The organism is Paraoerskovia marina DSM 21750 (assembly GCF_000701465.1).
Taxonomy (GTDB): domain Bacteria; phylum Actinomycetota; class Actinomycetes; order Actinomycetales; family Cellulomonadaceae; genus Paraoerskovia; species Paraoerskovia marina.
The window spans coordinates 89856-104072 of the sequence record NZ_JNIY01000003.1 but is presented as its reverse complement, the minus strand read 5'-3'; the positions used below and the strand labels follow the sequence as shown (position 1 = coordinate 104072).

Here is a 14217-nt window from a genome sequence, read left to right as displayed (position 1 = left end):
GTCGCTCCTGCGAGGATGAGAAGGGCGTCGTCGTACGCCCTACACCAAGGAGGACACGTGAGGTCACCCACCGACGGACGCCCACTCCTTCGTACCGGGCGGGCGGCCTGGGCGATCGTGGGCATCATCGTCGTCGCGTTCATCACCTGGACGGCGCTCGCCGCAGTCTCAGGGTTGGTGATTCCCCTGGTCATCGCCGCGGTGCTCGGTGTGCTCCTCCACCCGGCGGTCGACCGGCTCAAGCGACTGGGCCTGCCCCGCTCCCTGGGCGCCGTGACCGTGCTCCTCGCACTCGGCGCGATCCTGTTCGCCGCGATCTGGTTCACCGTGGTCGGGGTGGTCGCACAGGGTTCGGAGATCGCCGCGAAGCTCACGTCCGGCCTCGAGCTCGTCGACGAGCACCTCACCGGGTTCGACCTCACCTCGGTCGACCTCGCAGGCCTCGACGTCGGCGAGGGCGCGACCGACATGCTCACCGGGCTCGCGGGGTTCTTCGGCAGCGCGTTCTCGAGCGCTGCCTCGTTCCTCGCCGGAACGCTCGTCGCCGTCTTCTTCCTCTACTTCCTGCTCTCCGACTGGGACTCGTTCGAGCAGTGGGTGGCCCGCCACGTCGCGGTCGGCGACACCCCGGGCGACGTCGTCGTGAAGGAGGCGAGCGTGACCCTGCGCCGCTACTTCGGCGCGCTGACCTCCACGAGCGCCATCACCGCCGTCCTCATCGGGCTCGGTGCGCTCGTCCTCGACGTCCCGCTCGTCGGGGCGATCGCCCTCGTGACGTTCGTGACCTCGTACATCCCGTACCTCGGTGCGATCTTCTCCGGCGCGTTCGCCGTCCTGATCGCGCTGGGCTCCCAGGGCCCCACGGCGGCCCTGATCCTGCTGATCGTCATCCTCGTCGCACAGAACCTCGTGCAGACCCTGATGCTCACCAAGCTCACCAGCGACAAGCTGCGGCTGCACCCGATCGTCACCCTCGGGTCCACGATCGTCGGTGCCGCGCTCGCCGGCGTGCTCGGGGCGACGCTCTCCGCCCCGGTGACCGTGATCATCCTCGACGTCGTCCGTCACCACCGTGAGGCGCTGGCGGCTCGGCGGGTTCCCGCCGAGGCGACCGGCACGCCCGAGGCCACGACCACGGGCGGCACTGCGACCGACATCGCCGATGGCTAGGAGGATCCGCTCGGTCGTCCCCGGTCTCGCCGAGGCACGCGACTACGACCGCGCCTGGCTCCGCGGCGACGTCGTCGCAGGGTTCACCCTCTGGGCGATGCTCGTCCCTCAGTCGCTCGGCTTCGCCGTCCTCGCCGGGCTGCCGCCCGTCGTCGGGCTCTATGCCGCGATCGGCGCGAGCTTCCTCTACTGGCTCTGGGGCTCGTCCAAGCAGCTCAACGTCGGCGCGGAGTCGACCGTCGCGATCATGGTGGCGTCGATCGTGGGCGGCATGGCGTCGCCCGGCAGCGACGAGTACGTCGAGCTGGTCGCGATGCTCGCGCTCCTCGTCGGCGTGGTCCTCCTTCTCGGCGGCATCTTTCGGCTCGGCCGGATCGCCGACTTCCTCTCACGGCCCGTGCTCGCCGGCTACGTGTTCGGCTCCGGCATCCTCATCGTCACCAGCCAGCTCCAGGGGTTCGTCGGCGTCGAGGTCGACTCCGGCGACTACCTCACCGAGATCGGGGCCGTCGCCCGCAACCTGGACCTCGCCGACGCCGCCAGCCTCGCCTTCGGCGTGGCGACCGTCGCCGTCGTCCTCGTCCTGCGCCGCGTCGCGCCCCAGATCCCCGGGGCGCTGGTCGCGATCGTCGGGAGCATGGTCGTCGTCGGCGTCAGCGGCGTCGAGGTCGCCGTCGTCGGGGCGTTCGACGGCGGGCTCCCCGCCCCCGGGATCCCGGACGTCAGCGGGTCCGACCTGCTCGCCCTGATCGGCCCGGCCTTCGCGGTCGCGATGCTCGTGTACCCCGACAGCGTGCTGACCGCCCGGTCGATCGCCGCGACCCAGGGCGACCGGATCGACGCCAACCGCGAGTTCTTCGGCGTCGGCGCCGCCAACATCGGTGCCGGTCTCCTCGGGGCGCTGCCGGTCAACGGCAGCCAGTCACGCAGCTTCGTCGCCGCCGACGCGGGGGCCAGGAGCCAGCTCGCCAACATCGTGGCCGCCGCGCTCGCCGTCCTCACGCTGCTGTTCCTCGCCCCCGTCTTCGAGTACCTCCCGACGGCGACGCTGGCCGCGATCGTCATCATCGCCGGGTTCGGCCTCTTCGACGTCCAGGAGTTCCGCACGCTGTGGCGCTACCGCCGCTCGGAGTTCTGGATGGCCGTCGTCACCGTCGTCGGAGTCCTTGCCCTCGGGATGCTCGTCGGCATCCTGATCGCGATCGGCCTCTCGCTCCTGATCGTCGTCCTCAAGGCCGCGAGCCCGCACACCGCTGTCCTCGGCCGCCTGCCCGGAACCGACACCTACCGCGACATCGCCGACCACGACGACGCGACCCCCACCCCGGGCCTGCTCGTCTACCGCTTCGACGCCTCGATCTTCTTCGCCAACGCCTCGAAGCTGCGCGACGACGTCCTGAACCTGCTCGACGACGACACCCACACCGTCGTGATCGACATGGAGTCCGTCGACGACATCGACTCCTCCGGTGCACAGGTCGTGCTGGAGCTCCTCGACGAGCTCGACCGCCGCGACGTCGGCCTGTGCCTCGCCCGCGTGCGCAGCGAGCTGCGGGACGAGCTCGAGGTGTCCGGGATCGAGGCGCGCCTGACGGGTCCGGGCATCCATCTCGAGGTGGACGACGCCGTCACGCACCACGGTACGACGCCCGAGCAGGACTAGTTCGGCTCGTCCAGAGCTCCGCCACCATGGCCCCGGCGTCGCTCCGGGAGACGTCGAACGGGCCACGAGGTCGCTGCCACCGGCTCGGGCGAGGATGATGGGTCGGGTGACGACCACCAGCGAGACTCCCCGCCCCATCGAGCCCGGCCGCATCCTGCGCGCGGCGATGTTCGTCGACTTCGACAACGTGTACATCGGTCTGCGCCGCCTCGACCCCGTGGCGGCCGAGGCGTTCGCCACCGATCCCGCCCACTGGCTCTCCGAGCTCGAGTCCGGAAGCGACGACGACGGCGAGTTCACCCGCCGCTTCCTGGTCCGCTCCTGCTACCTCAACCCGTCGGTCTTCTCCCAGTTCCGGCCCAACTTCACCCGCGCCGGCTTCCAGGTGGTCGACTGCCCGTCGCTGACGCAGCAGGGCAAGTCGAGCGCCGACATCAACCTCGTCCTCGACGCCGTCGACGCGCTCGCCGCCGCCACCCGGTACGAGGAGATCGTGATCGTCTCGGCCGACGCCGACTTCACGCCACTGGCGCTGCGCTGCCGCGCCGACGACCGCCGCGTCACCATCATCACCGCGAGCCCGGCCGCGAGCGCCTACCGCGCCGTCGCCGACACCGTCATCACGGCCGACGACCTGGCCGAGCTGGTCACGTCCACGACGTCGGTGCTCCCCGAGCTGCCTCCGGCCCCCAAGGACGAGCAGAGCAAGGGCCGCGGCCGCTCGGGCAGGGGCCGCGGCTCCGGGTCGTCCACCGCCTCCGGCTCCTCCTCCACGTCTGCGTCAGAGTCCGGGTCGGGATCCTCCGCGCACGCCCGCAACAACCGGACGGCACGCGCCAAGGACGTCACGAAGACGCCGAAGCCCGAGGCCGAGGCTCCCGCGGACGCGCCCGTGCCCGAGGAGGCACCCGAGCCGCTGCTGCTGCCCTTCTCGCCGGCACGCTCCGCCGTCCTGAAGCGGGTCCGTGCCGCAGACCGCCCCCTCACACTCGGTGCCGTCGCGCAGGTGGCGCAGAAGGCCGACCCCGGCCTGCCCGACTCCAACTGGGGCGGGACTGGCGGGTTCACCGCGTGGCTGGCGCAGGACGTTCCCGAGGTGGGCGTGTCCTCACGGCCCCCGGGCCACGTCTGGGACCCGGCCCGCTTCGACGAGGCCGACCTGCCGGGCGCGGCCGACGACATCGACCCCAGTGCGCTCCAGCGCCAGGTCGTCGCCGTCACGGACGTTCCCGGGCTTTCTCGCGAGAACTACCGCGCACTCCTGACGACGCTGGCGGACGACATCGCCGAGCACCCCTTCGAGCGCCCGACGACGGCGCGACGCGTGCGGGACGCCTGCCAGGAGGCCGGGGCGCCGGTCGGCCGGTCCACCGTGAACTTCGTGATCTCGGCGATCCTCTACGCGGGCGCGGAGCTCAGCAAGGCGCCGTCGGCCGCAGACCTGGCCGACGCGTACGCCCAGAACGTCGTCGGGCTCTGCCAGGGCGCACGGATGGAGCTCGGCAAGTCCGACATCGCGGCCCTGCGAGCCTGGGTCGGCGGCGGCCTCCTCGAGGCGTGAGGCACGGTTCGACGCCGCAGACGCGGCGCCGGCAGCGCGAGGCCGAGCGCGCGCGTAGTGGTGCGGCACCCGCCCTGCACGGTCACGGCCACGGACCGATGCCGCCGACCACGACCCGGGTCCGCGTCGTCCTGACGGTGCTCCTGCTGCCCGTCCTCGTCGCGACCGTGATCGGGCTGGTGGTGCTCTGGCCGTCGGAGGGGGACCTGCCCGAACGCGCTACCGCGATGGCCGACGGCACCAGCGTCGTGTCCGGCGAGATCACCGGCCCGGCCGATCCCGAGACCGGGACGGTCCCGGTCGAGCTCGACGACGGGCGAACCGGCGCGATGACGGCGCCGCCCGAGTACATCGACCTCGGCTTCGAGACCGGCGAACGGGTGCGCGTCCTCGACGTCAGCCAGCAGGGTGCCGTCGACGCCGGGTTCGTCTTCCTCGACTTCGAGCGCGGGTTCCCCCTCGCCCTGCTCGCCGTGCTCTTCGTCGTCCTCGTGGCGCTGGTCGCACGCTGGCGAGGACTTGCCGCCATCGTCGGGCTCGGCATCGCGCTCGCCGTCGTCGGGGTCTTCACCCTGCCGGCGCTGCTCGCCGGCAAGAACTCGCTCGCGGTCGCGCTGGTCTCTGCCTTCGTCGTGATGTTCGTGGTGCTCTACGTCGCGCACGGGTTCACCGCCCGGACGTCGACGGCGCTGCTCGGGACGGTGCTCGGGCTGCTGCTGACCGCGGGTCTCGCGACCTGGGGCACGTACGCCGCGCACCTGTCCGGGCTCAGCCACGAGGAGACGCTGTACCTCCCGTCGTACGCCCCCGCGGTCGACCTGCACGGCATCATGATCTGCGGGATCGTCCTCGCCGGCCTCGGTGTGCTCAACGACGTGACGATCACGCAGGCGTCCACGGTCTGGGAGCTGCGCGCCGTCGCTCCGACCGCGAGGCGGCGCGAGCTGTTCTCCCGCGCGATGCGGATCGGCCAGGACCACATCGCCTCCGCGGTGTACACGATCGCGTTCGCCTACGTCGGTGCAGCACTGCCGATGCTGATGTTCGTGTGGCTGACCCAGCAGAGCATCGGCTCGACGCTGACCAACGGCGTGATCGCCGAGGAGGTGGCGCGCACCCTGATCGGGTCGATCGGCCTCGTGCTCGCGATCCCGCTGACGACGGCTATCGCCGCGATGACCGTGCCGGACGCCGCCCCGGAGCACGCCGATCCCGTCGAGACGACACCGCACGTCGAGCCCGTCGAGACGGTCGAGCCCGTCGAGACGACACCGCACGTCGAGCCTGTCGAGACGGTCGAGCCCGTCGAGCCCGTCGAGACGGTCGACGACCGCGCTCGGGATCAGCAGATGCCCCTTCCCCCTGCCCCCCGCAGCTGGGGCGCGTTCGACGACGTCGAGTGGGACAGTCGGATATGACGTACTCGTACCCGATCGAGGTCCTGCACCTCCTCGTGTCGCCCGAGCACGCCTACTTCGGGCGCCCGAAGGAGGGCGCGGCCGACGTGCCCACCACCGATGCCGACCGGGTCGAGGTCGTCGCGCACAAGGGGGTCGTCGGTGACCGATTCTTCGGCCGCGCCGCCCACATGGACGCGGCGGTGACGCTGTTTGCCGCGGAGTCGCTGGAGTCGATCGCCGACGAGCTCGGCCTCGGCACGCTCGACCCTCTGCTCACCCGACGCAACGTGATCCTCCGGGGCGCCGAGCTGATGCCGTTGATCGGCTCCGAGATCACCATTCGCTCCGGGCCTGATCTCGCCGACGCGATCACGCTGCGCCCCGGGCGGCACGCGGCACCGTGCGCCTGGATGGACCGGATGCTCGGACCGGGCGTCCATCACGCGATGCGGGGCCGGGGCGGTCTGCGCTGCATGCCGCTGACCAGCGGGTTCCTCCACCGCGGCCCTGCCGTGCTGGAGAGCCCTGTCGAGCTCGACCCCGCCCGGGCGGGCCTGCCGAACCTCCCGAAGAGACTTCCGTAGCGGGCGGGACCCCCGGGACTGAAGAACCACGATCGGAAGGTATCCACAGCCCCGCCCTGAGTGCATCACCATCCGACTAGGGTCGTGCCACCACGACGACGGGACACGGGTGGAATCTGAGACGCACGAGTCGAACGCTGCTCAGGGGCGCGCCCTCGCCCTGGCACAACTGATCTTCGAGGCTCACGCATGGAAGCATCGTCAGGTCGACAGCATTCGACTCGATGCGGGAGACCGGGGCCGACGGCGAACCTCGATCGACTGCACGCTTCCGGCCGACGAGCGGCTCTCCTGGCCAGGCCCGGGGCGCGGAGGTCAGATCATCGTGCCACTAGGCCTGTTCTCCACGGGACCGCTTCGCGACTTCGACATCGTGGACGGCGACGGGCGCGCGCTCAGCATCCTTGGCCGCGACGAGAGCGCGACCCTCGCGTGTGAGATCGTGTGCGCGCTTCTGGAAAGCGTCGACGTTATCCAGATCACGCCCGCTCTGGAGCGGACGATCTTCGCACTCGTCGTTTCTTTGCCGATCCGAACTGCAGAGACGACCGACGCCGTTGACTTCTTGGCCACGGGGATGCACGCCGGCGATCGTGTGCTGACCGACGACGAGCTCGGACGCCTGAGCACGACGACGAGGGCGATCCTCCACGACCTCTGCTACGGGTACATCCTCTTCGGGATCGTGTCCCGTCCCGACACCGCCCGCCGCTCGATCCTCAAGTTCAGCTCCTACTGGACGACCACGCTCCACCCGGACGAGACACCCCGTGCGTCAGGTCTGCCACCGACGTACCAGCGGTGGCGCGACGTTCTCCGGTGGCGGGCCGACGTCGGGCTGGCGAGTCTCGGTATCCGGCCCGCACAGCTGGAGCTGCCGATTCGCGGTGCCGGTGACGCACGGTCGTACCACCTCGAGCTGCACCTGCCGGCCGAGATCGAGTGCCATTCGCTCGCACTGATGGCGACTCCGCTGCAGCCGTCCGGCGAGATCGACCGGCGGGCAGGCCCTGTCTCACACGCACACGGGAGGTTCAGCGTGCGGTGGGAGGACGGAGAGGATCGGATCGCGCTCGCGGCTCTGACGACGACGGGCCGTGGAACGGCACGTGTCGCGATGTTGACGTCCATCGCGACGTTCGCGTTCGTCCTCCTTTCGCTGGCACTCCCCGGCGCTATGCCGACCCTTGAGCGCGCAGGTGATCCGAGCGCCGTGCTGCTGACACTTCCGGCCGTCGCCCTCTCGATCTTCCTCGGCGTGCGGGAGCACGAGATCGCATCGGTACTCCTGGGCCCGGCGCGCGTCACGATCGCTCTCTGCGCAGGCCTGTTGGCAGTCGCAGCGACAGCACTCGCCTGGGATCTACGTGAACCGTGGCTGAGCACATACTGGTGGATCGCGCTGTGCGCGGCGGGGCTGTGCGCACTCCTCCATGCACTCGGCGCAGTTCAACGGCGTCGACGCGCAGGGGCCTGGCATGAGTGACTCGACTACGATGGCGGGACAGGCTCGAAGGAGGCCCCATGAGTACCGCTGAGACTCCACGCCGCAATGCCGTCTACGGTCGCGCGACGACGGTCGACTCCCGCCGTTCCACGATCAAGGCGAGCGATCGGGAAGCGTATGGGCGCGACGTCGCGCGCATTCGAGAAGCAGCCTCGAAGGGCCGCTGACCGACCGACCCACGGCCTGCCAGCGGCACCATGTGACTAGTAGCCCGCGTAGCGTCCCGGCCGGTGGTTCATCGCGAGCACGAGGTTGAGCACCACGGCACCCAGCGCGGAGATAAGCACGGTCCCGGGCGCGACGACGGTGAACGACAGCAGGATCACGGTGGTGTCGAGGCCCATCTGGACGTATCCGGCCCGCCACCCCAGGCGGTCCTGCGCGACGATGGCGACGATGTTGAACCCGCCGATGCTGGACCCGTGGCGGAAGACGATCAGCAGGCCGACGCCGGCGAGCAGGTTGCCCGCGAGCACGCCGTAGACGACGGGCAGGTCGATTTCCCCGAACATCACGGGGTGCAGCTCGGAGAGCAGCGAGACGATCCCGATCGAGATGCCCGTGCGGACGGTGAAGTTCCAGCCCTTCTTCCAGATCGCGAGGAGGAAGAAGGGGAGGTTCACGAGTGCGAACAGCCAGCTGAACGGGAGGTCGACGGCGTAGCTGACGAGCAGCGCGAGCCCGGCCGTCCCGCCCGTGACGGCTCCGACGGAGCTGAGCAGGAACAGCCCGAGGGAGACGACGAACGTCCCCGTGAGGATGCCGACGACGTCCTCGAGCGCAGAGTGCTTGACATCGTCGGGCGAAAGATTTGACTGCGGGCGCGCGTCGGCCATCGGTGTCCCTCCAGGGGTGGGGTGGGTGTGCCGACGACCGGGGGTGGTGGTCGGTCGGCACTCCTATGGTCACACGACGACGCGGGTGCTCCTTCGCGCTCAGCGTCCGGGTCGCTCGGCCCTGCGGGGGACGACGAGCGGCGTGCCGGTCTCGGGGTCGGGGATGACGAGGCAGCGAAGACCGAAGACCTCCTCGACGAGCTCGGCCGTCACGATGTCCGACGGCGGCCCCTCCGCGACGACCTTGCCGTCCTTCATGGCGATGAGGTGGGTGGCGTAGCGAGCCGCGTGGTTGAGGTCGTGCAGGACGGCGACGAGGGTGCTGCCCTGGTCGTGCAGGGTGGAGAAGAGGTCGAGCAGCTCGATCTGGTGGGCGATGTCGAGGTAGGTGGTCGGCTCGTCGAGGAGCAGGATCGGTGTCTCCTGCGCGAGCGCCATCGCGACCCAGACGCGCTGCCGCTGTCCACCCGAGAGCTCGTCGACGTGGACCTCCGCCAGCTCGTCGACCGCGGTGGCGAGCATCGCGGCCTCGACGGCGCGTTCGTCGTCGTGCCCCCGTCCGCGGAAGAGCGTCTGGTGCGGGTACCGGCCCCGGGCGACGAGGTCGGCGACCGTGATGCCGTCTGGCGCGATGGCGGACTGCGGGAGGAGCCCGATGCGGCGGGCTGCCTCCTTGGTGTGCAGGTCGGCGATCGAGCGGCCGTCGAGCACCACCTGGCCGGCCTGGGGACGCAGGAGCCGAGAGAGGGCGCGCAGCAGGGTGGACTTGCCGCACGCGTTGGGGCCGACGATCACCGTGAACGAGCCGTCGGGGATGTCGACCGTCAGTCCCTCCGAGACGGTGCGCCGCTCGTACCCGAGCGTGAGGTCCTGCGCGCTGAGGCGGGGTTCCATCCGGTCCTTTCTGGATGCGAGGTTCTCGGTGCTCATGCCGCCCGCCGTGCCTCGCGGACGAGCAGGTTCAGCAGGTAGATGCCGCCGAGGACGACGGTGACGACACCGACCGGCAGCGCGGTCGGCAGCAGGTGCTGGGCCACGACGTCGGCGGCGAGGAGCAGCATCGCACCCACGAGGGCGGCGTGCCCGAGCGGGAGCCCTGCGCTGCGCGCGATCCGTCGGGCCACCTGGGGCGCGGCGAGGGCGACGAACGCGATCGGGCCGGTGGTGGCCGTGACGATCGCCGTCAGCGAGACGCCCACCACGAGAATGACGAGCCGGGCGGGCTCGACCCGGACGCCGTGGGCCGCTGCGGCGTCGTCCCCGAGCTCGAGCTGTCGGAGCGGCCCGGCGACCCCGAGGACCACGGGCACGAGGACCGCGAGCATCACCGCGGCGGGCAGCAGCCGCTCCCAACCGACCAGGCTGAGCGTGCCCGCGGCCCAGATCGACGCCGACATCGCGACCTCGGTCTGCACCTGGAGCAGCAGCCAGACGTTGAAGGAGTGCAGCATCGCCGTGACCGCGATGCCGACGACGATCAGCCGGAAGCCCTGGATCCCGCGCCGGTAGGCCAGCAGGTAGACGACGAGCGCCGTGGCGAGGCCGCCGACGATCGCCCCGCCCGTGGTCCCGAGCGTGGAGCCGCCGAAGATGATGGTGAAGACCAGGACGCCGGTGAAGGAGCCGGTCGAGAAGCCGATGACGTCCGGCGAGCCGAGCGGGTTGCGCGTCAGGGACTGGAACAGTGCGCCGGAGACGCCGAGCGCCGCGCCGAAGACGAGGGCCGCGAGGACGCGGGGCAGGCGCCACTCCGTGACGACGACGGTGTCGAAGCCCTGGTCGCTCACGAGCGCGCGGAGGACCTCGACGGGTCCGAGCGGGTAGTCACCGAGCCCCATCGCGACGAGCGCGAGAAGGGCCAGCAGCAGTCCGAGCACGACGGCGGTCACGGTTCCGCGCGAGGGCCCGCGCCGGGTCACGAGGCCGGTCGACGGCCGCAGCGCCGTCACAGTCCGATCACCCGCGAGCGCCGCACGAGCCAGATGAGGACGGGGGCACCGACGAACGCGGTGATGACGCCCACGGGGATCTCGCCGGGGCGGGCGACGACGCGGCCGAGGACGTCGGCGACGAGGACGAGGACCGGCCCGAGGAGCATCGAGTAGGTGATGATCCACCGCTGGTCCGGGCCGGCGATCCAGCGCGCGACGTGCGGGACCATCAGGCCGACGAAGATGATGGGGCCGCCCATCGCCGTCGCACCGCCGGCCAGCAGGGTGACGGCGACGACGGCGAGCACCCGGGTCCGCAGGACCGAGGAGCCGAGCGCGGAGGCGAGGTCGTCGCCGAGCGCGAGCGCGTTGAGGGAGCCGGCGAGGGCCAGGGCGAGGAGCAGGCCCGCGAGGACGAACGGCAGGACGGGCACGATCACGTCCCACCCGCGGTCCTGGAACGAGCCGGACTCCCAGGTCTGGATGGCGGCGAAGCTCTGCGGGTCGGTGAGGCGGATCGCAGAGACGAGTCCGGAGAGCACCGCGCTGAGCGCCACGCCGGCGAGCGTGAGCTGGGCGGGCCCGGCGGACCGACCGCCCGCGGAGCCGATGAGGTAGACGACGACGGAGGCGAGCAGTGCACCGGCGAGGGCGAACCAGACGTACCCGGACGGCGTCGTGATCCCGAGGAACCCGACGGCGACGGCCACCATGAAGGCTGAGCCGCTCGTCACACCCAGGATCCCGGGATCGGCCAGCGGGTTGCGCGTCACGGCCTGGATGATGGCTCCCGCGACGGCCAGCCCGGCCCCGACGAGGATGCCCAGGACGGTGCGTGGCAGGCGGAGGTCGACGACGGCGGCGCGGTCGGCGGCGGCGGCGCGGTCGGCGGCGGGGACGTCGCCGCTGGTCAGCGCACCCCAGACCACGTCGAGAGACATCGGGCGCGACCCGACGGCAAGGCTGAGGAAGACCGCGACGACGAGGAGCGCGAGCAGGACGAGCAGAGCGATCGCCCGGCCTCCGGGCGACTGCCGCCCAGGGGCCCGGGACTCTCGCTGGGGCTTCACGGCGGTCCGGGTATCGTGCACGATAGAAGTTATCTTAGGCTCACCTACCCCATGCGGACCGCATCGAGACGGGAACCCCCGCCCGGCCGCCGCACCGCACAGATCCCAGAGAGGGACGACCACCATGCGCCGTACCCGCGCCCTAGTCGCCGCAGCCTCCGCCGCTGCACTCCTGACGCTCGCCGGTTGCTCCTCGGACGCCGAGACCGAGTCGGAAGCCACCGAGACGGCCTCCGACGACGCAGCGTTCCCCGCCGTCGTCGAGACGACCTTCGGCGAGGTCACCGTCGAGGAGGAGCCGGAGCGTGTGGTCGCCCTCGGCTGGGGCGACGCCGAGACAGCGCTCGCCCTGGGCGTGCAGCCCGTCGGCGCGACCGACTGGCTCGGGTTCGGCGGCGACGGTGTCGGCCCCTGGGCCGACGGGATGTACGACGAGTCCCCCGAGCTGATCGACGCCCTCCAGCCCTCGTACGAGGCGATCGCGGCGCTCGAGCCCGACCTCATCCTCGACGTCCGCGGCTCCGGCGAGCAGGAGCGGTACGACCGTCTCTCCTCGATCGCCCCCACGATCGGCGTCCCCGAGGGCGGCGAGAACTACCTCACGACGTCGGACGACCAGATGACGATGATCGCCACCGCGCTCGGGATGACGGAGAAGGGCGACGAGCTCCTCGCCGAGGTCGACACGGCCTTCACTGACGCCGCCGAGGCGCACCCCGACTGGGCCGGGCAGACCGTCACGGCCGCGACCCGCACCGGGGACGGCTGGGGCGCGTACGTCGAGTCCGAGGCTCGGACCCAGTTCCTGCTCAACCTCGGGTTCGAGCAGAACCCCGAGATCGACGCGCTCACCGAGGCCGACTCGAACTTCTTCGTCAGCATCTCCGAGGAGCAGCTGGACCTGATCGACGCCGACCTCGTCGTCGCGTTCCCGATCGGTGTCGAGACGGCCGACATCACGGACGACTCCCAGTGGCAGGCCCTCCCGGCCGTGGCCGACGGTCGCTCGCTCGTGATCGACGGCGACCTCTCGAACGCCTACTCGCTCGGCACGACGATGGCGACCCTCTACGCGATCGACCAGATGGTCCCGCTGATCGAGGACACCCTGGGCTGACGCCGCGGCGGGGTGCTGGGTACGGTCGGGGCGTGACCCGCCTCGACCCCAGCACCCTGCGGCTGCGCACCCGCCTGGTCCTCGACACCGGCGACACCGGAGGTAGTGGGGACACCGGCGGCCAGGGCCTGCGCGGGTGGCGCTCGACCCTGCGCGCCGTCGACGCACACGGCACCGCCGTCGAGCTCGGGGACGCCCACGGCCTGCTGGTGAACCTCGCCTACCCCGCGGCGGGAGAGGTTCTGGCCGCCCTCGCCGCGGTGGACGACGACGCCGCGGCCCTGGGCGCGACGCTGTTCGGTCTGCGGGCCAACGCCCGCGGGTTGAAGGGCACCCGTCTCGGCATCGCGGTCCGCCGGGCCTCGGTCCCCGCGCCGCACCGAGGCCTGGGACTCGGCGCGGTGCTGCTGGCGCAGTCGTGCGACCTGCTCGGGTTCGGCCACCCGACCCTGCCCGTCGTCCTGGTCCCCTTCCCCGACGGCGGAGCGGACCTGCCCTCGACCGTCCTGGCCGACGTCCGCGACAAGGTCGAGACGGCGGCGACGGAGGCGGGCTTCAGCCCCGCCGCCGCGGCGGCCGGCGGACCGCTCGACGTCGAGCCCCGTCACGGCAGCCCCTGGTGGCGGCTGACGACACGGACCGGCGGACGCGACCTCTCCGTCCCCACGGACGACGTCGTCGACCACCTCGTGGCGCACGGCCGGGAGCCCTGAGCCCCGGCAATTCCCGTGCGCACACCGTCTCGCGGCGGCACACTGACCAGATGCAGACCACCAAGGACATGCTGCGCGGCTACCTCGCCACCCCGCGCGAGGCGCTGCTCTGGAAGCTCGACGGCCTCTCCGAGCGCGAGATCCGCTCCCCGCGCACCCCGACGGGAACCAGCCTGCTCGGACTGGTCAAGCACTGTGCCTCGCTCGAGGCGGGGTACTTCGGCGTCGTGTTCGGACGCGAGTGGAACGGCCCGGACTACCAGGCGGGCGACGACCCGAACGGTGACATGTTCGCGACGGCGGACGAGTCCCCCGCGCAGATCGTCGCCGTCTACCGCGACGCCCAGGCGTTCGCGGACCGGACCATCGACGAGCTCGACCTCGACGCCCGCGGCTCCGTGCCCTGGTGGCCCGCGGACCGTCGCGAGGTGACGCTGGAGCAGATCATCGTGCACGTCGCGATCGACTGCGCCCGCCATGCCGGGCACGCGGACATCCTCCGCGAGCAGATCGACGGCGCCGTCGGCCTGCGGGACGGCAACCCGAACATCCCCCCGCTCGACGAGACCGGGTGGGCCGAGCACCACGCGCGCCTCGTGGTGATCGCGGAGAGCGCGGAGAGCGCGGAGAGCGCACCCCGCGGCTGAACTTCGCGCCAGGGCCAG

At 71.4% G+C, this 14217-nt stretch carries 14 protein-coding genes; 10 read left to right on the top strand and 4 right to left on the bottom strand.

Annotated features, from left to right (window positions below):
- Nucleotides 1–57 precede the first annotated feature (57 nt).
- From Q343_RS0100520 to Q343_RS15020, 7 genes are all read left to right on the top strand, one after another.
- A complete protein-coding gene (locus tag Q343_RS0100520; protein WP_029251636.1) occupies nucleotides 58–1170 on the top strand; it encodes an AI-2E family transporter in 1113 nt (370 codons plus the stop codon).
- Nucleotides 1163–2833 (top strand): SulP family inorganic anion transporter, encoded by a 1671-nt coding sequence (locus Q343_RS0100515; protein ID WP_052366719.1) that lies wholly within the window; start codon nucleotides 1163–1165, stop codon nucleotides 2831–2833. Before Q343_RS0100520 ends, Q343_RS0100515 begins: the two co-directional genes overlap by 8 nt.
- 106 nt (nucleotides 2834–2939) lie before the next feature.
- Nucleotides 2940–4394: an NYN domain-containing protein gene (locus tag Q343_RS15370; protein WP_248616714.1), complete on the top strand. Its 1455-nt coding sequence runs from the start codon at nucleotides 2940–2942 to the stop codon at nucleotides 4392–4394.
- Nucleotides 4391–5812 carry a YibE/F family protein gene (locus Q343_RS0100500; protein WP_248616713.1) on the top strand — a complete coding sequence of 474 codons (1422 nt, stop codon included), beginning with the start codon at nucleotides 4391–4393 and terminating at the stop codon, nucleotides 5810–5812. Before Q343_RS15370 ends, Q343_RS0100500 begins: the two co-directional genes overlap by 4 nt.
- The gene (locus Q343_RS0100495; protein WP_029251633.1) at nucleotides 5809–6378 is read left to right on the top strand and encodes an MOSC domain-containing protein; all 570 of its coding nucleotides are present in this window, start codon (nucleotides 5809–5811) and stop codon (nucleotides 6376–6378) included. Before Q343_RS0100500 ends, Q343_RS0100495 begins: the two co-directional genes overlap by 4 nt.
- 109 nt (nucleotides 6379–6487) lie before the next feature.
- Nucleotides 6488–7864: a hypothetical protein gene (locus Q343_RS0100490; protein ID WP_029251632.1), complete on the top strand. Its 1377-nt coding sequence runs from the start codon at nucleotides 6488–6490 to the stop codon at nucleotides 7862–7864.
- Between the two features lie 38 nt (nucleotides 7865–7902).
- Entirely contained in the window at nucleotides 7903–8052 is a 150-nt protein-coding gene (locus Q343_RS15020; protein WP_155990578.1) for a hypothetical protein, read from the top strand.
- 36 nt (nucleotides 8053–8088) lie between these two features.
- Here Q343_RS15020 and Q343_RS0100485 read toward each other — a convergent pair whose 3' ends face one another.
- From Q343_RS0100485 to Q343_RS0100470, 4 genes are all read right to left on the bottom strand, one after another.
- Nucleotides 8089–8721: a YitT family protein gene (locus Q343_RS0100485; protein WP_029251631.1), complete on the bottom strand. Its 633-nt coding sequence runs from the start codon at nucleotides 8719–8721 to the stop codon at nucleotides 8089–8091.
- 99 nt (nucleotides 8722–8820) lie between these two features.
- On the bottom strand, nucleotides 8821–9651 hold the full coding sequence (locus Q343_RS0100480; protein ID WP_052366717.1) for an ABC transporter ATP-binding protein: 831 nt from the start codon (nucleotides 9649–9651) through the stop codon (nucleotides 8821–8823).
- A complete protein-coding gene (locus Q343_RS0100475) occupies nucleotides 9648–10661 on the bottom strand; it encodes a FecCD family ABC transporter permease (RefSeq protein ID WP_428829338.1) in 1014 nt (337 codons plus the stop codon). Before Q343_RS0100475 ends, Q343_RS0100480 begins: the two co-directional genes overlap by 4 nt.
- A 5-nt stretch (nucleotides 10662–10666) precedes the next feature.
- Nucleotides 10667–11722: a FecCD family ABC transporter permease gene (locus Q343_RS0100470; RefSeq protein WP_248616712.1), complete on the bottom strand. Its 1056-nt coding sequence runs from the start codon at nucleotides 11720–11722 to the stop codon at nucleotides 10667–10669.
- Between the two features lie 124 nt (nucleotides 11723–11846).
- Between Q343_RS0100470 and Q343_RS0100465 the strand changes: the two genes are divergently transcribed.
- Genes Q343_RS0100465 through Q343_RS0100455 form a run of 3 tightly spaced genes read left to right on the top strand, consistent with a single transcriptional unit; the run spans nucleotide 11847 to nucleotide 14199 of the window.
- Nucleotides 11847–12839, top strand: coding sequence for an iron-siderophore ABC transporter substrate-binding protein (locus Q343_RS0100465; RefSeq protein WP_029251627.1), 993 nt, complete (start codon nucleotides 11847–11849; stop codon nucleotides 12837–12839).
- Nucleotides 12840–12871: 32 nt separating this feature from the next.
- Complete coding sequence (locus Q343_RS0100460; RefSeq protein ID WP_029251626.1) at nucleotides 12872–13552, top strand: hypothetical protein; 681 nt, start codon at nucleotides 12872–12874, stop codon at nucleotides 13550–13552.
- Between the two features lie 50 nt (nucleotides 13553–13602).
- Nucleotides 13603–14199: a DinB family protein gene (locus tag Q343_RS0100455; RefSeq protein ID WP_029251625.1), complete on the top strand. Its 597-nt coding sequence runs from the start codon at nucleotides 13603–13605 to the stop codon at nucleotides 14197–14199.
- Nucleotides 14200–14217 lie beyond the last annotated feature (18 nt).

Excerpts from the sequence above, each read along its gene's own strand:
- Q343_RS0100515 (WP_052366719.1), top strand. The coding sequence starts at position 1,163 with ATGGCTAGGAGGATCCGCTCGGTCGTCCCCGGTCTCGCCGAGGCACGC.
- Q343_RS0100495 (WP_029251633.1), top strand. The coding sequence starts at position 5,809 with ATGACGTACTCGTACCCGATCGAGGTCCTGCACCTCCTCGTGTCGCCC.
- Q343_RS15020 (WP_155990578.1), top strand. The coding sequence starts at position 7,903 with ATGAGTACCGCTGAGACTCCACGCCGCAATGCCGTCTACGGTCGCGCG.
- Q343_RS0100485 (WP_029251631.1), bottom strand. The coding sequence starts at position 8,721 with ATGGCCGACGCGCGCCCGCAGTCAAATCTTTCGCCCGACGATGTCAAG.
- Q343_RS0100480 (WP_052366717.1), bottom strand. The coding sequence starts at position 9,651 with ATGAGCACCGAGAACCTCGCATCCAGAAAGGACCGGATGGAACCCCGC.
- Q343_RS0100465 (WP_029251627.1), top strand. The coding sequence starts at position 11,847 with ATGCGCCGTACCCGCGCCCTAGTCGCCGCAGCCTCCGCCGCTGCACTC.
- Q343_RS0100455 (WP_029251625.1), top strand. The coding sequence starts at position 13,603 with ATGCAGACCACCAAGGACATGCTGCGCGGCTACCTCGCCACCCCGCGC.